Annotated in this window: 16 protein-coding genes and 1 pseudogene; 8 read left to right on the top strand and 9 right to left on the bottom strand. The window is 65.8% G+C overall.

What is annotated here, in order from left to right:
• Positions 1-27: 27 nt before the first annotated feature.
• From N4G47_RS07600 to N4G47_RS07585, 4 genes are all read right to left on the bottom strand, one after another.
• Positions 28-1,161, bottom strand: a complete 1,134-nt coding sequence (locus tag N4G47_RS07600; protein WP_249844218.1) for an NAD-dependent epimerase/dehydratase family protein — start codon at positions 1,159-1,161, stop codon at positions 28-30.
• Between the two features lie 106 nt (positions 1,162-1,267).
• Positions 1,268-3,478, bottom strand: coding sequence for a polysaccharide biosynthesis tyrosine autokinase (locus tag N4G47_RS07595; RefSeq protein WP_475286218.1), 2,211 nt, complete (start codon positions 3,476-3,478; stop codon positions 1,268-1,270).
• Positions 3,479-3,535: 57 nt separating this feature from the next.
• Positions 3,536-3,970, bottom strand: a complete 435-nt coding sequence (locus N4G47_RS07590) for a low molecular weight protein-tyrosine-phosphatase (RefSeq protein ID WP_475289910.1) — start codon at positions 3,968-3,970, stop codon at positions 3,536-3,538.
• A 152-nt stretch (positions 3,971-4,122) separates the two neighbouring features.
• The gene (locus N4G47_RS07585; RefSeq protein WP_475286216.1) at positions 4,123-5,457 is read right to left on the bottom strand and encodes an undecaprenyl-phosphate glucose phosphotransferase; all 1,335 of its coding nucleotides are present in this window, start codon (positions 5,455-5,457) and stop codon (positions 4,123-4,125) included.
• Positions 5,458-6,006: 549 nt separating this feature from the next.
• On the opposite strand from N4G47_RS07585, the gene amaB reads away from it, so the two are divergent.
• The 7 genes from amaB (at position 6,007) to N4G47_RS07550 (ending at position 12,652) form a co-directional block, all read left to right on the top strand.
• Complete coding sequence (gene amaB / locus N4G47_RS07580) at positions 6,007-7,539, top strand: L-piperidine-6-carboxylate dehydrogenase (protein ID WP_032127496.1); 1,533 nt, start codon at positions 6,007-6,009, stop codon at positions 7,537-7,539.
• Between the two features lie 109 nt (positions 7,540-7,648).
• On the top strand, positions 7,649-8,377 hold the full coding sequence (locus tag N4G47_RS07575) for an SDR family NAD(P)-dependent oxidoreductase (RefSeq protein ID WP_475286213.1): 729 nt from the start codon (positions 7,649-7,651) through the stop codon (positions 8,375-8,377).
• A 158-nt stretch (positions 8,378-8,535) separates the two neighbouring features.
• Positions 8,536-8,820 (top strand): DUF4190 domain-containing protein, encoded by a 285-nt coding sequence (locus N4G47_RS07570; protein ID WP_475286211.1) that lies wholly within the window; start codon positions 8,536-8,538, stop codon positions 8,818-8,820.
• Between the two features lie 7 nt (positions 8,821-8,827).
• The gene (locus tag N4G47_RS07565; protein ID WP_475286209.1) at positions 8,828-9,598 is read left to right on the top strand and encodes a class I SAM-dependent methyltransferase; all 771 of its coding nucleotides are present in this window, start codon (positions 8,828-8,830) and stop codon (positions 9,596-9,598) included.
• A gap of 8 nt (positions 9,599-9,606) precedes the next feature.
• Complete coding sequence (locus N4G47_RS07560; RefSeq protein WP_475286207.1) at positions 9,607-10,662, top strand: quinone-dependent dihydroorotate dehydrogenase; 1,056 nt, start codon at positions 9,607-9,609, stop codon at positions 10,660-10,662.
• Positions 10,663-10,670: 8 nt separating this feature from the next.
• Positions 10,671-11,732, top strand: coding sequence for a UDP-N-acetylmuramate dehydrogenase (murB, locus tag N4G47_RS07555; protein ID WP_475286205.1), 1,062 nt, complete (start codon positions 10,671-10,673; stop codon positions 11,730-11,732).
• 32 nt (positions 11,733-11,764) lie between these two features.
• Positions 11,765-12,652 carry a DMT family transporter gene (locus N4G47_RS07550; RefSeq protein WP_475289909.1) on the top strand — a complete coding sequence of 296 codons (888 nt, stop codon included), beginning with the start codon at positions 11,765-11,767 and terminating at the stop codon, positions 12,650-12,652.
• Between the two features lie 164 nt (positions 12,653-12,816).
• Here the strand turns inward: N4G47_RS07550 and N4G47_RS07545 are convergent, their stop codons facing one another.
• From N4G47_RS07545 to N4G47_RS07530, 4 genes and pseudogenes are all read right to left on the bottom strand, one after another.
• Complete coding sequence (locus N4G47_RS07545) at positions 12,817-13,824, bottom strand: phosphotransferase (RefSeq protein ID WP_475286203.1); 1,008 nt, start codon at positions 13,822-13,824, stop codon at positions 12,817-12,819.
• Between the two features lie 99 nt (positions 13,825-13,923).
• Entirely contained in the window at positions 13,924-14,958 is a 1,035-nt protein-coding gene (locus N4G47_RS07540; RefSeq protein ID WP_475286201.1) for a DUF418 domain-containing protein, read from the bottom strand.
• Positions 14,955-15,544 (bottom strand): annotated as a pseudogene (locus N4G47_RS07535) (TetR/AcrR family transcriptional regulator). The gene N4G47_RS07540 and the pseudogene N4G47_RS07535 overlap by 4 nt, the downstream one beginning before the upstream one ends.
• Positions 15,545-15,663: 119 nt before the next feature.
• Positions 15,664-16,227, bottom strand: coding sequence for a TetR family transcriptional regulator (locus tag N4G47_RS07530; RefSeq protein ID WP_475286199.1), 564 nt, complete (start codon positions 16,225-16,227; stop codon positions 15,664-15,666).
• A gap of 42 nt (positions 16,228-16,269) precedes the next feature.
• On the opposite strand from N4G47_RS07530, the gene N4G47_RS07525 reads away from it, so the two are divergent.
• Positions 16,270-16,854, top strand: a complete 585-nt coding sequence (locus N4G47_RS07525; protein WP_107232355.1) for a dihydrofolate reductase family protein — start codon at positions 16,270-16,272, stop codon at positions 16,852-16,854.
• On the opposite strand, the gene N4G47_RS07520 is transcribed toward N4G47_RS07525, so the two are convergent.
• Entirely contained in the window at positions 16,827-17,630 is an 804-nt protein-coding gene (locus N4G47_RS07520) for an APH(3')-II family aminoglycoside O-phosphotransferase (RefSeq protein ID WP_475286196.1), read from the bottom strand. The two genes, N4G47_RS07525 and N4G47_RS07520, sit on opposite strands and share 28 nt — an antisense overlap.
• Positions 17,631-17,796: the final 166 nt, after the last annotated feature.

The raw sequence follows: 17,796 nt of genomic DNA, 5'->3' as shown, positions 1-17,796 counted from the left end.
CCTGCTCCTCTGATCGCCCTTCAACCTTCACTTGAGCAGTCCCTTTGCCCGCATCTCGTCGACCGAGCGCTGGTAACCGGAGTCTTCAATCTGCTGGGTCAGTACCCACGCGGCAAAGCGCTTCACGCCTTCGGCGAAGGTCACGCGCGGGCGATAGCCGATGGCAGCTTCAGCGCGACTGAGATCGGCGAAGTTGTGCCGGATGTCACCAATGCGGTAGTTGCCGGAGATGCGGATCTCTCCGCCCTTGCCGTATGCGTCCTTCAGCGCACTGGCAACGGTGATCACATCGGTCGCTTCGCCGGTACCCACATTGAAGGCCTGCCCACTGACATCTGCATCGATGGCCGACACCGTCGCCGCCACCACGTCATCAATGAAGACGAAATCGCGGGTTTCCTTGCCGTCCTCGAAGATGTTCACGTCCTTGCCCTGCAGCAACAGGGTGGAGAAGATCGACAGGATGCCGGTGTAGGGGTTCTTCAGCGACTGGCCCGGGCCGTAGACATTCTGATAGCGCAGGGCGATTCCCTGGATACCAATGGCGGCAGCACCCACCAGCACCAGTTGTTCCTGCACCTGCTTGGTGATGCCATAGATCGAGCTCGGATGGATGCGCGATTCTTCATCGGTTGCCAGCGGCTCCACCAGATCGCCCGTTGCCGGATCGCGGCATTCAAAGATGCCCTCCTGCAGGTCCGCGTCGATGCGCGCCCCCGGATAGACCGGACCGTTGGCACCCTTGTACTTGCCTTCGCCGTAGATCGAGCGCGAAGACGCGACAACGACCCGCTTGACCGACCCGCAGCCCTGCACCTTGTTGCCGATCAGATCGAGGAACAGCGAGGTACCGCGCACGTTGACATCAACGTAGCGATCGATCTCGTACATGGACTGACCGGTTCCCGTTTCTGCCGCCAGGTGGACGACTACGTCCTGGCCGGGAAGCACTTTCAGCCAATCTTCGCGCAGGCGCACGTCGCCCTTGACCACGACGGCCTCAGGCGGCAGCGAAGCCAGCAGCGCCGAATCTTCCGGGCTGTCGCCGTGGATCTGCGGCGAAAGGTTGTCCAGGATGGTTACCTGGTCGCCGCGCGCAACCAGCGCGCGCGCCAAGGCACTGCCAATGAACCCTGCACCACCGGTAATCAGTACTTTCATGTGTATCTCCGCAGCCTCTCGAATTGCGTCGCGGTTCCGCGTTCTGCAGCAGCCGTGACTTCCGTGTCACGCAGGGCGCCAGATGGCACCCTGCCTCAGTTCCCACTCATCGGGTCGACTTGTACTCGTAGTAGCCGTAGCTGTAATAGCCGGTCGCACGGCGCTCGACCGCATTGAAGATCGCGCCCTTCAACTGGACGTTGTTCTGCTCGAAGCGCTTGCGGGCAAGTGCCAGCTCCTTGGGCTGATTCAGGCCGAAACGCGCCACCAGCAGACAGGTGCCGGCGTGGTGGGCAATGATCGCCGCGTCGGTCACCGCCAGGATCGGCGGCGTATCGATGATGACCAGATCAAACTGCTTCTCGACCTGCTCAAGCAGTTCCGTGAAGTTGCGGTGCATCAGAAGTTCGGAAGGGTTCGGCGGAACGTCACCGCGCGAGATGAAGCTCAGATTTCCCAAGCCGTCAACGGTGCGGATGGCCTCCTCCAGCGTCGCCTTGCCAACCAGCACGTCAGACAGGCCCGGCGTCTGGGTTGCACCCAGCGCCTTGTGCAGCGTGCCCTTTCGCATGTCCGCATCGATGATCAGCACACGCTGGCCGGCCTGCGCGATGACCGCCGCCAGGTTCGAGGAGACAAAGGTCTTGCCGGCGTTGGGGCTCGAGCCGGAGATCAGCACGATGTTGTTTTTCGCCTCCAACCGTGCAAAGTGCAGGCTGGTCCGCAGGCTGCGCACCGCCTCGATTGCGAGGTCTGCCGGATCCTTCATGGCCAGCAGGTGCAACTTGCCATCGGCGCGGAACTTGCCGCGCACCGAGTCGGACTGCTGCCCCGGGCTGACAGGAATGGAGGCATAGACCGGCAAGCCGATCTCTTCGATCTGGGAAGGGTCTTCGACGCCGCGGTTGAGCAGCTGGCGCAGAAGAACCAGACCGATGGAGAGGAAGGCACCCAGCAGCGCCCCTACAAGCACGACCATGCCCTTTCGCGGCTTCACCGGCTCGGTGGCGTCGACTTCCGCAGCGTCCACGATGCGTACGTTGCCCACCGTGCCGGCACGCGCAACATCCAGCTGCTGTGCCTGATTCAGCATCGCGGTGTACATCTCATTGCTGACCTGCAGGTCGCGGGTCAAGCGCAGAAGTTCCTGCTGGGCTTCCGGAAGCTGTTTCACCTGCCCCTGGAAGCCGTGCTTGCGCGACTCAAGATCGCCGATCTGGCGCATCAACGCCTGGTACGCCGGATGATCGCGAGTGAACTTGCGATCCATTTCCGCCTGCTGCAACCGCAGCTGCTGGATGCTGGTTTCAACCGCAACCTCCTGGTCCAACAGCCCCTTGGTCTGCAGGCTCAGGTCCACGGAGTTTGCGCGCATCTGATACGCACTCAACGCCTTCTGGGCGGCGTCGACCTGATTGCGGACGTTCGGCAACTGCTCCTTGACGAAAGTCAGCTGTGCAGACGCTTCAGCAGAGTTGCGCTCCACGTTCTGCCGAACATAGGCCTGCGCCACCTGCTGCAGGAAGTTCCTGGCGAGGTCGGAATCCGCATTTTCGTAGGTCAGCGTGAGAATCCCGGAGTCTTTTCCGGCCTCACCCACTCCAATTTCCTTCTGAAGGTCGCTGACGACACTGAGGTGGCGATGACGCACCACCTTGAACCGCATGCCGGGATGAGCATTCAGCGTCTCGACCTGAATCGTCACGCCTTTGCCACTGGCAGCCTTGCCCACTACGCCCGACAGGAGGCGCTGCCCATCTTCGTCAAACAGCTCGTAGCGCCCACCCTCCCCAGCCACCAACTCCAGATCGGTGGTCAGCAAAGCGGTGGGAACGTCCAGCTGGAAGATCCGAAGCTGCTCACCACCCCAACCGAAGCTCGACAGACCCAGCAGCGGGTCCGCCAGCTCACCTGGAGCGCGCTTCTCGGCGCGGCGCACGAAGTACCCGCCCATCAAGGGGAGGTGCCTGGGAACGATCTCAATATCCAGTCGCAGCGCATCCACAGCACTGCCGACAACCGCACGGGACTTGATCAATGCAATCTCTGTTGCCGCTTCCGCAGTGCCGGCATTGATGCCCAGCGATTGGCTCAAGTCCGTCAAGCCTGGCAGCGAGGGCGTCTTCGGCTCAACCTGCACAATCGCGTCGGCGCGATAGATCGGCGTGGCCAGAAGAACGTAGGCGACCGATGCGACCAGAAACGCGCCGGTGATGAGCAGGATCCACCACTTGTGATCGACCAGGGTACCGAGCAGCTGGCGAAGATCGATCTCTTCTGCATCATCCTGTGTGATGGAACGTGAATCAGTGGTCATGTGCGCTTGGATTCAAATTGAAAGAAGTGTCGGTCGATCCGGCGAAGCGGGCAGCAATCAAAGATGACGCGCCCAACTCTCCACGCCCTCAGCCATCAGCTTGTAGACATGTTCGAACGCGGGACGCTGCTGGCGGTAGGGATCGGGAATCTCCCGATCCTGCTGCCACTTGCCCAGCAGGAAGGTCTTGCCGGACGCCTGCGGAGCGATCTCGGCAATGCGGCGCACGTGCTTGCGCTCCATGGTCAGCACCAGATCGGCGGCGCCGAGGATGGCGTCATCGATCTGACGGGCGCGGTGGGCCACCCCATCCATGCCCTGCTCCACCAGCAGCTCCTGTGCGGTGGCATCGATGCCATGCCCCACCAGCGCACCCAGGCCCGCCGAAGACACCTGGATGCCTTTGCCGGCCACGGCCTGCCTGAGCATGACTTCAGCCGAAGGGCTGCGGCAGATGTTGCCTACACATACAAAAAGAACGTTCTTGAACACTGACCTGGATCCTGTGGCATTCCTTGCGGCGCGCCCGGCCAGAACAACATGGGCCGGCGGCAGCCGCACAGGATACCTTACATGCGCATTACAGGCGATGAAATCGCCAACAGATTCATGGAATTACGTCGCAGTTCCGCACATCGGCCAGCTCAATACGCGGACTTCTGGCCCAGCACCTTCAGCACGGTCAACGCGATGATCCGCACGTCCAGCGTCGGGCTCCAGCGGCGGATGTAGTCGATGTCGTACTGCACACGCTTCTTCATCGAGCGCAGCTCGGGGGTCTCGCCACGCAGCCCGTGCACCTGCGCCCAGCCGGTGATGCCCGGCTTGACGTAATGACGATGCATGTAGCGCTCGATCACCCGCTCGTAGTGGTTGTTGTGCTGGATCGCGTGCGGCCGCGGCCCCACCACCGACATGTTGCCGCCCAGCACGTTGAAGAACTGTGGCAGCTCATCCAGGCTGCTGCGGCGCAGGAACGCACCGAACCGGGTAACCCGCGGATCGCCGCGCGTAGCCTGGGTCAGCTGCCCCGCACCCTCTTCATGCACGCGCATGGAGCGGAACTTGAGCATCCAGAATTCCTTGCCACCCAGCCCATGACGCCGCTGCCGGAACAGCACCGGGCCCGGCGAACTGAGCTTCACCCCCAGCGCAAGCACCACCAACAGCGGCGACAGCAGCACCACCGCCACGCCGGCCACCAGGATGTCCTCGACACGCTTGAACAGCCGGAAGCGATGGTCGGCCAGGCCCTGGCGAACGCCGATCATCGGCACATCGCCCACCTGGTGCACCCCGGGATTCAACGCACCCAGGCCAGTGGTATCGGGAATCAGGCGCACAGGCACGGGAAAGCGCTCGATCTGCTTGAGCATGTCCTTGATCGGCGCGGTGTCACCCATGGGCATCGAGACCCAGACCTGGTCGAACTCGCCGCGGTGCAGGTCCATGTACTGCGGAACGTCGTTCAGAGCACCCAGACGGCGCGGCGCGTCGCCGCCACGGCGGGTGGCGATGTCGCCAGCACTGGTGAAATAGCCGACCACTTCCTTGCCCAGCTCCGGCTTGCCACGCAGCAGCCGGTGCAGCCTGAGCGCCGGCGCCCGCAGGCCCACCAGCAACACCCGCTCCCGATCCAGGCCACGCGATCGCAGCCGGTGCAGCTGCACCCGCAGCAGCACGCGTACCGTCGCCATCGAGGCCAGCCCGGTGAAATACCAGCCCACCAGCCACTGCGCCGGCACCGCGTCACCCAGGCCGACCAGCACCGCGTACAGCGAGAACAGGGCGAACGTGCCGGACCAGGCCAGCAGCAGCAGCCACAGGTCGGCGAGCAGGCCACGCACGCGCCAGTTCCGATAGACCGGGGCAATGGAGAAACAGACGATGGCGCTGAGAATCACCGCGCCGAACACGATGCGCTGCGAGGGACTGGGCGCCCCGGTGGCGTAGCACAGCACGTGCGAAAGCACCGCCATGCCTGGCAGCAGCAACAGATCCCCCAGGCGCAGCCCCAGCTCCAGGGCCGCCCGGGCTTCGACCCGGCGGCGGCCAGCCCGGGCCCGCTCGGCGGGAAGGTCTTCTACGGATCCATGTAGCAAAGCACTTCTCCATGTCTACCCGACTTGACAGCGAGCGGCTCGCTGTCGCGCGCGGGACTCCCAGCCCGCGCGGAAGTGTCGAGGCTGTGTCAATTAAATGTGCAGGGATTGTGAATGATGTCACGCGCAAAAGATAGGAACCCGGTCACTCAATGGCGCACACCTTCCGCTCCTGGCAGAGCTAAGTCATTAGGACTATTACTATTTTTGTTTGTTTCGGAGGGTGTCGATATGCGTCACCTTGCGTCACAAACCGTCAACAGGCCTTCACAGGGTGCCAAGCGCTTGACGCCCCGGGCCGCGCCCCCTACCCCGCACCGCACCAAAGCCGCGCAACCGGCCTCTGCTACCATCGGCGGTTCCGTTCATCGCGCCCCCACCTGCCCGCGATGGCGCCAAACAACGTAACGAAACACAGGAGTCTGCATGTCTTCCGAGCTGCTCAAGTCCCTTGGCCTGGACGCGATCAACGCTGGCACGTACCTGGGCAACGGGGAGTGGTCGAGCGCGACCAGCGGTGAGTTGATCACCCCGGTCAACCCGACCACCGGCGAGCCGATCGCGCAGGTCCGCGCGACCACCGAGGCCGAGTACGAGACCGTCGTCGCTCGCGCCCAGGAAGCCTTCAAGATCTGGCGTACCACGCCGGCGCCGCGCCGCGGTGAAGCCGTGCGCCTGTGCGGCGAAGCGCTGCGCAAGCACAAGGATGCCCTCGGTTCGCTGGTCGCCCTGGAAATGGGCAAGAGCAAGCCCGAAGGCGATGGCGAAGTGCAGGAGATGATCGACATCGCCGATTTCGCCGTGGGCCAGAGCCGCATGCTGTACGGCTACACCATGCATTCCGAGCGCCCCGGCCACCGCATGTACGAGCAGTACCACCCGCTGGGCCTGGTCGGCATCATCTCGGCCTTCAACTTCCCGGTGGCAGTGTGGAGCTGGAATTCGTTCCTGGCCGCCATCTGTGGAGACGTGTGCATCTGGAAGCCGTCCAACAAGACGCCGCTGACCGCCATCGCCTCGCTGAAGATCTGCAACGATGCCCTGCGCGAAGCCGGCTTCCCGGACATCTTCTTCCTGATCAACGACGCCGGCACCGCGCTGTCGGAAAAGATGGTCGATGACCGCCGTGTGCCGCTGATCAGCTTCACCGGCTCCACCCAGGTCGGCCGCACCGTCAACGAGAAGGTGGCGCGCCGCCTCGGCCGCTGCCTGCTCGAACTGGGCGGCAACAACGCCATCATCCTGGACGAAACCGCCGACCTGAAGCTGGCCGTGCCGGGCATCGTGTTCGGCGCCGTCGGCACTGCGGGCCAGCGCTGCACCACCACCCGCCGCCTGATCGTGCACCGCTCGATCTACGCTGACGTGCTGGCCACCCTGGTCAAGGCCTACAAGCAGGTGGAAGGCAAGATCGGCGACCCGACCGATGCCGCCAATCTGATGGGCCCGCTGAACAGCGACGGCGCCGTGCAGCAGTTCCTCGATGCCATCGCCCAGGCCAAGGCCGCCGGCGGCACCATCGAGACCGGCGGCACCCGCATCGACCGCGCAGGCAACTTCGTGCTGCCGGCCATCGTCTCCGGCCTGAAGAACAGCGACGCCGTGGTCCAGCACGAGACCTTCGCGCCGATCCTGTACGTGATGCCGTACGACAGCATCGACGAAGCCATCGACATGCAGAACGGCGTGCCGCAGGGCCTGTCGTCCTCGATCTTCACCCAGAACCTGAAGACCGCCGAGAAGTTCCTGTCGGCGGCCGGCAGCGACTGCGGCATCGCCAACATCAACATCGGCACGTCCGGTGCGGAGATCGGCGGCGCCTTCGGTGGCGAGAAGGACACCGGCGGTGGTCGTGAGTCGGGCTCGGATGCGTGGAAGGTCTACATGCGCCGCCAGACCAACACCATCAACTACTCGGATTCGCTGCCGCTGGCCCAGGGCATCAAGTTCGACCTGTAATGGCGAACGATTCGGCCATGCCTGCGGGTCAGAGCCCCTCCGGGGATCTGACCCCTGCCCAGGGTCGGCCCCCGCAGGGGCGCCGACCCTCGACTTCACCGGCCGCCGAGTGCTGATCGCCGGCGGCAGCAAGGGCATTGGCCGTGAAATGGCGCTGGCATTCGCTGCTGCCGGTGCGCAGGTTTCGACCTGCGCCCGCGGCCAGGCCGGGCTGGATGCGCTGCAGGCCGACGCCCGCGCCCAGGGCACACCGCTGCACACGTTTGCCACCGATCTGGCCGACATCGGCCAGATCCAGGCGTGGCTGGACACCGCCGCCGACACACTCGGCGGCATCGACGTACTGGTCAACAATGCCACCGGCTACGGCATGGCCGACGATGAGGACGGCTGGGCTGCGAGCCTGCAGATCGATCTGATGGCGGCCGTGCGTGCCTCGCGCCTGGCACTGCCCTGGCTGCGCGCGTCCGGCGATGCCTGCATCCTCAATCTGTCCTCGATCGCCGCGCAGCAGCCGCGCCCCGGTGGCGCGCCCTACGCCGCGGCCAAGGCCGCGCTTTCGCACTACACCACCTCGCAGGCGCTGGCGTTGGCCCCGCACCGCATCCGGGTCAACGCCATCGCACCGGGCTCGATCGCGTTCGACGATGGCCTGTGGGACCGTCGCCGCACCGAAGATCCTGCGCTGTACCACGGCACCCTGGCGAAAATTCCGTTCGGACGCTTCGGTCATCCACGCGAGGTCGCCGATGCCGCCCTGTTCCTGTGCTCGCCGCTGGCGCGCTGGATCACCGGCAGCGTGCTCAATGTGGACGGTGGCCAGGTATTGATGGGCTGAATCTGTAGAGCCGAGCCCACGCTCGGCTAACGCGCGAGGCGCGGTCTACACTGCATTGTCCAGGGTCCAGCCGAGCATGGGCTCGGCTCTACAGGGCATTGCCCATGGGATTGCCCGGGCAGAGGCACTATCATGTGCACACTGCAAGGAGGACCCCGATGAGCGTGGCACCCCGACAGACAAGTGCCCTGGCCGTAGTGAGCCTGGTCGCCGGCATCGCCAGCTGGACCGTCCTGCCGTTCGTGGCCAGCATCGTGGCCATCGTCACCGGGCACATGGCCCGCGCCGAGATCCACCGCCGCCCGCATGACCTTGACGGTGACGGTCTGGCCGTCACCGGCCTGGTGCTTGGCTGGCTGATGGTCGGCGCCGTGATCGCCGCGATCGTGGTCTTCATCCTGTTCTTCGGCGGCCTGGCCTGGCTCGCCGCGATGTCGAACTGAGCCCGCCATGACGACTTCCGACAGCACTGAACGCTTCAGCAGCCGCGTCGCCGACTACGTCCGTTATCGGCCTGACTACCCACCCGCCCTGCTGGAGTGGCTGCATGGCCCGATGGGCGTCAGCCATCAGGTCCAGGTCGCCGACATCGGCGCCGGCACGGGCATCTCCAGCCGCCTGTTCCTGGCCACCGGTCATCCCGTTATCGCCGTTGAACCCAACGCGGCCATGCGCGCCGCCGCCGAGCAATGGCTGGGCCCGCAGTACCCGCAGTTCCGGGCGGTCGATGGCCGCGCCGAGGCCACCGGCCTGGATGATGCCAGCATCGATCTGGTCAGCGTCGCGCAGGCCTTCCACTGGTTCGACACCGTGGCCGTGCGCACCGAATGGCAGCGCATCCTGCGTCCCGGCGGCCAGGCGCTGATCTACTGGAACTCGCGCCTGCTCGATGCCAACCCGTTCCTGATCGGCTACGAGCAGTTGCTGCTGGATTTCGGCACCGACTACAGCGCGGTGGCCGAGCGCTACCAGGACGATGCCACGATGCAGGCATGGTTCGGGAAGGGGCTGCGCGGCATGGTCCAGTTGCCGAACGTGCAGTACCTGGATCTGGACGCCCTGCGCGGGCGGCTGCTGTCCTCTTCCTATGCACCGCAGGCTGGCCATCCGCAGCACGCGCCGATGATCGCCGCGCTGCAGGACCTGTTCGCCGCCCACGCGGTCGACGGCCAGGTCGCTTTTGAATATCAAACCCGAGCCTTCCTCGGCACGCTGGACTGAACCGACGCATGTATTCGCTTGCCCGCCCCTTCCTGTTCTCGCTCGACGCCGAGCGCGCCCACGGCCTTGGCCTGTCCGCACTGGACCTGGCCTGGCGCACCGGCACCACGCCGCTGCTGGCTGCCCGCATCGCGCCGATGCCGAGCACCGTGTTCGGGCTGAGCTTCCCCAACCCGGTCGGCCTGGCCGCCGGCCTGGACAAGAACGGCGAACACATCGATGCCCTGTTTGCGCTGGGCTTTGGCTTCGTCGAGATCGGCACCATCACCCCGCGCCCGCAGGCCGGCAACCCGCAGCCGCGCCTGTTCCGCCTGCCGGAACACAACGCCATCATCAACCGCATGGGCTTCAACAATGCGGGCGTGGACGTGCTGGTGCGCAACGTCGAGCGCGCGCGCAACCGCCGCGGCCTGCTCGGCATCAACATCGGCAAGAACAAGGACACCGCCAACGAACAGGCGGCCGATGACTACATCGCCTGCATGGACAAGGTGTACCCGCTGGCCGACTACATCACGGTCAACATTTCCTCGCCCAACACCGCCGGCCTGCGCGAACTGCAGGAAGAGACCGCGCTGCGCCAGCTGGTCAGCCAGCTGCGTGACCGCCAGGAAACGCTGGCCGCGCAGCACGGTCGTCGCGTGCCGATGCTGGTGAAGGTGGCACCGGACCTGAGCGAGCGCGACATCGACGCCGCCGCGCGTGTGCTCGGTGAGCTTCAGGTGGACGGCGTGATCGCCACCAATACCACCATCGACCACAGCAAGGTGGCTGGCGATCCGCTGGCCAACGAAGCCGGCGGCCTGTCCGGCGCACCGGTGCTGGAACAATCCACCCTGGTGCTGCGCCGGCTGCGCGCGCGCCTGCCCGAGTCGGTGCCGCTGGTCGGTGTCGGCGGCATTCTGTCCGGTGCCGACGCGGTGGCCAAGATGGCCGCCGGCGCAGCACTGGTGCAGTGCTACAGCGGCCTGATATTCCGTGGCCCAGCGCTGGTTTCCGAATGCGTGGAGGCGATCCGTCGCCGCCGCGAAGCGCCGAGCCGTGGCGCGGTGGCACCGCTGTGAGCGCGCCCATGGACAGCACCGACGCCGCCGCACCGCTGCGCTGGACGCTCACCCGCAATGCGCCGCTGCAGGCACTGAACACCTTCCATGTGCAGGCCAGCGCGGCACAGCTGCTGGAACTGCACGACCCGGCGCTGTTGCCGGAGGTGCTGGCGCTGCCCGAAGTGGCCAACGGTCCACTGCTGGTGCTGGGCAGTGGCAGCAATGTGCTGATCGCCGAGGACCTGCCCGGCACCGTGCTGGTGTTCGGCAACCGCGACATCAGCTTCCTCGAGCACCGCGCCGACCATGCGGTGATCCGCGCCGGCGCCGGTGTACCGTGGCATGGCCTGGTGATGTGGTCGCTGCAGGAAGGCCTGTCCGGCCTGGAAAATCTGGCACTGATTCCCGGCACCGCCGGTGCCGCCCCCATCCAGAACATCGGCGCCTATGGCGTGCAGGTCGGCGAGTTCATCCAGGCCGTCGAAGCCTGGGACTGCCAGCAACAGGCGTGGGTCCGCCTGGACAACGAGCAGTGCGGCTTCGCCTACCGCGACAGCGTGTTCAAGCAGCAGATGGACCGTTACCTGATCACCGCCATCGAACTGAAGCTGCCGCTGCTGCATGACCTGCGCATGGACTACGCCGGCATCCGCGAGGAGCTGCACGCTCAGGGCGTGGAACTGCCCGGCGCGGTGGACGTGGCCAATGCAGTGATCGCCATCCGCCGCCGCAAGCTGCCCGATCCGGCTGTGCTGGGCAATGCCGGCAGCTTCTTCAAGAACCCGGTGCTGCCGCTGGAGCAGGTCGACGTGTTGCTGCAGCACTTCCCCGAGCTGCCGGTGTTCCCGGGCGAGCAGGAGGACAAACGCAAGGTCTCGGCGGCCTGGATGATCGAATCCTGCGGCTGGAAGGGCTTCCGCGAAGGCGATGCGGGCGTGGCGCCGAGCCATGCGCTGGTGCTGGTCAACCACGGCAACGCCACCGGCGCCGAACTGCTGGCACTGGCGCGCCGCATCTCGGCCTCGGTGCTGGAGAAATTCGGCGTACCGATCGAACCGGAGCCCCGCCTGCTCGGCGCACAGTGGTGAACAGCCCCACCCTCTCCCCCGGCGCCACCCCGATGCGGGCGGCGCTGCTGATGCTCGGCAGCACGATGGCCTTCGGCCTGATGGCAGTCGCCATCCGCTATGCCACCCGCTATGTGCCGACCCAGGAAGTGGCGTTCTTCCGCAACGCCTTCGGCCTGCTTGCGCTGCTGCCGATGCTGCTGCGGCCGGGCCGCGCGCCATTGAAGACCCAGCAGCTGCCCCGCTATTTCGTGCGCAGTGCGATCGGCCTGGCGTCGATGCTGTGTGCGTTCTGGGCGCTGGGCCACCTGCCACTGGCGCAGGCGGTCTCGCTCTCATACTCCACGCCGCTGTTCGTCACCATTGCGGCGGTACTTTGGCTGGGCGAAACCGTGCGCGTGCGCCGCTGGGCGGCGGTGGTGGTCGGCTTCATCGGCGTGCTGGTGATCGTGCGCCCTGGCACCGCCGGCTTCACCGCTGGCAGCCTGGTCGCGGTCTGCGCGGCCGTGCTCAGCTCGCTGGTGGCAATCCAGATCAAACAGCTGACCCGCATCGACAGCGCCGATACCGTGGTGCTCTACACCTATGTGTTCTGGGTGCCGTTGTCGCTGGTCCCGGCGCTGTTCGTCTGGGTCTGGCCCACCGGCCTGGCCTGGTTGTGGTTGCTGGCCACCGGCGTGCTTGGCACCCTGGGCCAGCTGTTGTGGACGCGCGCACTGCGCCTGGGCGAGGTGTCAGCGCTGACCCCGATCAGCTTCCTGCAGCTTCCACTGGTGACCCTGTGCGGCTGGCTGCTGTTCAATGAAACCGTCGATCGCTGGACGATCCTCGGTGCCGGCATCATCCTCGCCGCCAATGCCTATATCGCCCATCGCGAAGCCGTGCTGTCGCGGCGTGCCGCCAGCGCTGCCGCCTCTGCCGCCGCCAAACCGGCCGAATGAAAACTGCCCGCATGGACAAGCCATGGGTCTTGCATGGACAAGCCATGGGTAGAGTCGACGGTTAGTCGACTATCGCGCGCAGCGCGTGCTTTGCCTGGCCCAGTCGAAGCGCAGTCGACGAACGGTCGACTCTACCCGGGGCGATTCTGGCAGCGGCCCGGAACCTAGCCCAGCGCGCGATACGCGCGCTCGGCGGCATCAAACACGTTGCCCGGAGCGAACTGCTCGCTGAGGAAATGCAGCGACTGCCGGCGCAGCTGGGGCGAGCGATCCAACGCGCCTGGCGCCAGCAGCACCTGCTGGAACTCGATCAGGTCCTGCAGGATGCGCCAGTGGCGATACCAGGCGATCCAGCGCGGATCGCCCGGGGCGCTGCCATAACCTTCGCCGAAACCCGCCGGATTCTCACGGCCCCAACGCCCTCCAACGGCGGCACCGACGAACATCAGGTCACGTTCACGCGGTGCCAGTGACAGGCCGTCCCAGTCAATCAGGTGCAGGCCACCATCGTTGCCCATCAGCAGGTTGCCGGCGTGCAGATCGGTGTGGCACAGGTGCAGGTCCATCGCAACGCCCTGCAGTGCGCCGTATAGCTGCAGCGCGTGTGCGTGCAGCGCGGCGATGCGCGCGTGTTGCTGCTCCCATATGGAGACGAACGCGCGACTGAGCCCGTCCTGGGCCGCCGGCAGGCCGCCCTCCGCCAGCCAGCGGCCCACCGTTTCCAGCGCTGCGGGCTCCAGCCGCACGCGCGGCAATGCGCCGTGCAGTTCCGCAGGCAGCTGCACCTCGTGCAGACGCCGCAGCACCTGGCCCAACCGGTTCCACTGGGCGCGGCTCAAGGGGGCCTCGAAACCGGACTGACCTTCGATATAGGGAAACAGGGTGAACTGCAGGCCCCAGCGCTGAACCGATGCGCCGCCGGTGAGTGCCGGCCAGGGCGCCACGATCTCGTCGATACCGGAGGTGCCGCGCAACCAATGCAGGCTGTCCCACACCGTGGGATCAACCTGGTAGGTTCGGCACTTCAGCCACCACTGGCCATGCCGCGCATCGACGCGGTACACGCTGGCGCCCGCGTCGGCGCCGACCGCGCGTGGCACCACTGCGGTCGCCGTAATGCCGTAGGACTGTTGTAGAACTTCGCCGAGATGCTGCGCCGACGCGAATGACATGAATGGAAGGGGAAAGTATTACCTGCGCCCACTATCGCAGATGCCCTCGCCGAGACACAGACATGTCCGTCACAACGTCGTGCCGGGGCGCGCTGAAGGCTAGCTCGCGACGCGACGCATCAACGCTTCCAGCGGGCCACGCGCAAACCGCCACGACCACAGCCACGCTGCGCCTGTCGCCAGCATCAGGAACAGCAGCGCCCACAACAGCACCGACGCCAACGAAGCCCTGCTGTCCAGCAGGCCCAGGCTTTCCAGTGTGCCCATGCCCAGCAGGATGTGGCCGACATACAGGGTCAGGGTCATGCGCCCTGCGGCGGTGAACGGTTCCATCCAGTCACCCGGGTATCGACGCGTGAGCAGCAGGCAGGTGGCGATCAGCGAACACGCCGCACCAGCGCCGGTCAGCAGGTAGGCCGGACCGGGTGGCATCGGCTGCGTTCCCAGCCACGCCTGCCAGGGCGTTGCCTGCGCCAGATGCTGCACACCGTGGCCGGCAACGATCAGCAAAAGCCCCAGCATCAGCACTGCCCGCTGCACCCGGGGTAGCGACAGCGGCAGGCGCGCCAACAGCATCCCCAGCAGGAAGAAGCACAGCCACGGCAGCACTGGATGGAAACCGTTGAACAGCAGGTTGCGCACCGCGCCAGGCCATTGCCAGAGGCCCGCGTACTCCAGTGTCTGCCAGTTCCAGCCTTGACTGTAATCCCAGCGCAGCAGCGCCCAGAACGAGCACGCCGCCAGGCCGACGATGCTCGCCAGCAACACCTTCGGCGACGCGCGCAGCCACAGCACTGCAAGCGCGAAGTACACCGCGTAATAGTGCAGGATGTCGGCCGGAAACAGGGTCAGGTTGAGCAGGCCCAGCACCAGCAGGGCCATCGCGCGCCGCCAGGTCTGCAGCGTTGCCGGCCCCCATTGCTGGCGCTGCGTGGCCAGTACCAGGCCCAACCCTGCCAGCGTGACGAACGTCGCCGATGCCTTGCCCTCGAGTAGATGGAAGAAGCCGGCCAGCCAGCCGTCACCTTCCGCAGGCACGGCCATCGCCAGCCGGAAGTTGACCAGCACCATGCCGGCCAGGGCCAGGTAGCGCGCGAGATCCAGGCCATGCATGCGCCGGTCGACGGCACTCACCCGTGTGCGCCCAGCAGTGCCAGCAGCTGGCCGGGATCAAGCGCGACTTCCTGCACATCCCCGCCTGGAAAAGGCCCCGGCGCAGCGCATCGCTCTCGATGGCGTCCAGCATGACCTGCGCCTGCAGCGCCGGTGCCAGTGCAGGTCGCCGGCGTTCGCGCTTCGCCAGGCGCAGCAATGCATCTGCCAGCGCCTGCTGCACCTGCCGTCGATTGGCGTTGAAGGCGGCGGCTACTTCCGGGGTCCGCGCACATTCGGCGAGGATCTCGACGGCAAGCGTGGCCCATTCCGGCTGCCGGCACAGCGCGTGGAACGCCCGCAGGAACGCGAGCACCTGCGTACGTTCACCGTCTGCTGCAGTCAACCGCGCCAGCAGCGGCGCCAGTTCCTCGCTCTCGGCCACTGCCACCGCAAGGATGATCGCCTCCTTGCCCGGGAAGTGGTTGTAGAGATTGCCCAGGCTGACCCCGGCTGCCTGTGCGATGTCGCGCATGCTGGTCTGATGGAAGCCTTTGGCCAAGAAGCACTGCAGGGCCGCCTGCAGGATCTGCGCGATGCGTTGCTGATTGCGGTCGATGCGGTTCATGGCCCCAACAATGAACGAACGTTCGTTCTATTGTAAGCACCCATCTATCCTCAGCCGGGATTCGTTCAGCCAGCCCTGACCTCAACGAAGATTCAACTCCGCCCGTCGCCCCCGCGCGATCAGCGCTTCGGCAGCAGAGCGATGACCCGCCGCAGTCCGGCCTCAACCCAGCTGCGAAGGCTGCCCTTGCCGGTGAGCCCCCATTGGATAACCAGGCCATGCCAGTGCGCTTCCACCGTCGACGCAGCTGCGTCGGCATCGATGAACCCCATCGCCTGCAGCTGCTTCGCAATGCCGGCCCGCATGTCAAGCACATGTGTATTGGCCAACAGGGCCCGGCGCCCGCCAGCCGCACGCAGGTCTTCCATAAGCAGCGCCATATGACCGGCGAGACGTTGACGCGTTTCCATGCCGCGGGTCTGCCCACCCAGCCAGCTCACCAGCGATTCCACCGTCGCTGCTGCAGGTGCCGGTACCGAGGCGGCCAGGCGCTCGCTGGAACGGCGGATCGCCCTTTCCAGCAATGCGGCGCGGCTGCCAAAACGCTGAAGCAGCGTCGCCGCCGACAGCCCCGCGCGCGCGCCGAGCGCGGCAAGGGTAAAGCCCTGCGGGCCGGCGTCCACCAACAGGTCCACGGCCAGGTCGACCACGCGTTCGTCGGAAATGGATTTGGTCCGTGCCATTGGCATAATATAAATGAATATTCGTTTATATATAACCTGGCAATGACTCAGCTTCGATCACGCATCCGCGCCTATCTGGGTAGTTCTTTGGATGGCTACATTGCTGGACCGGACAACGATCTGGACTGGCTCAGCGCAGACCACGCATGCCAAGGTGATCTGCCCGCGTCACCGGACTATCTGGATTACCCACGCTTCATCGCCGACATCGGTTGCCTGCTGATGGGGCGCACCACCTACGACGTGGTGGCCGCCATGCCGGAGTGGCCGTACCGCGACCTTCCAGTGCTCGTCGCCAGCCATCGCGCACTGCATGACGCCCCTGCCAACGTGCAGGTTGCACAGGGCAGCATCGGCAATCTGGTCGAACGGGCAGGCGCCCTCGCCGCTGGCAAGGACGTCTATGTCGATGGTGGCGCGATGGTCCGCCAAGTGGTGCAGGCACAACTGCTGGACGAACTGGTTTTGACTTGGCTGCCCGTGCTGCTCGGCGGCGGTGTACGCCTGTTCGACCTACTACCCGAGCCCGTGGCTCTGCAGTTCACTTCGGCAGCGTCGGCCGGCAACGGCCTTCTGCAGGTCAGCGCCCGCCTGTTGCCTCAGAAGAACTCGTCGAGCAATCGATAGAACGCCAACCGTCGCTCATCGGCGATCACGCCATAGCGCTGGAACAGCGGTGCCACCCAGCGGGTGTCATCGAAATTGTGCACAAGGCTGCGCGCCGCCAATGCCAGGTCTTGGTAGCGGTCGGCGACGCCCAGCCGCCCGCAGTCGATGAAACCGCTGAAGCGGCCATCGGCCACCATCAGATTGGGCAGGCAGGCATCGCCGTGGCTCACCACCAGGTCCTCGTGCTCCGGCCGGGTGGCATCAAGCGCGGCGAACGCCTGCTGCGCGCTCTGCCCCAGACGTTCGTCATCGAAGTCGTCGGCGTCGACCAGACCCGCCTTGACGCGCGCCTGTGCGGCTTGAAGGCGCGAGGCCAACCGCTGGTCGAACGGACACGCCGCCACCGGTAAGGCATGCAGGCCGCGCAACGCGTCGGCCAGCACAGCTACCACCTGCTGCGGCGGCAGGTCCGGTGAAGAAGCCAGATCACGACCCGGCAGCGCACTCATCAGCAACCAGCGTCGACCGGCTTCCTCTGCGGTGGCAATCACCGTCGGCGCAGGCTGGCCCTGAGCCTGCAGCCAACGCAGGCGCGCGATCTCGTCACCCAGTTCACTGAAGGCATCGATCACTTCCGACTTCAGGAAAGCGTCGGCCTGTCCGGGCCGATATACGCGGGCAACATCCGCACGCGAGACACCAATCGACTGCCGTTCGATGCGGGCGCCGGCCAGCATTTCCCGCCACGCCTGCGGCAGCGGAATATCGCCAGCGGTGGGTTCGGGTTCGTCCATGCACATGCGAAGGTCCGGCGTCGGTCGGTGACGTTGGCAATTGTCGCGTACTTCCGGCAGGCACGTCGCCGCGCTGAACCGGATCCGTACGCCAGCGCGCGCGGCGATGGACGAATCGCTGCATGCCGTCCACAGTGGCCGGCGCCGCGACGATCGCTGCACCTCC

This window comes from Stenotrophomonas sp. GSD10 (assembly GCF_056172695.1).
This window is presented reverse-complemented; position numbering and strand designations above follow the sequence as displayed.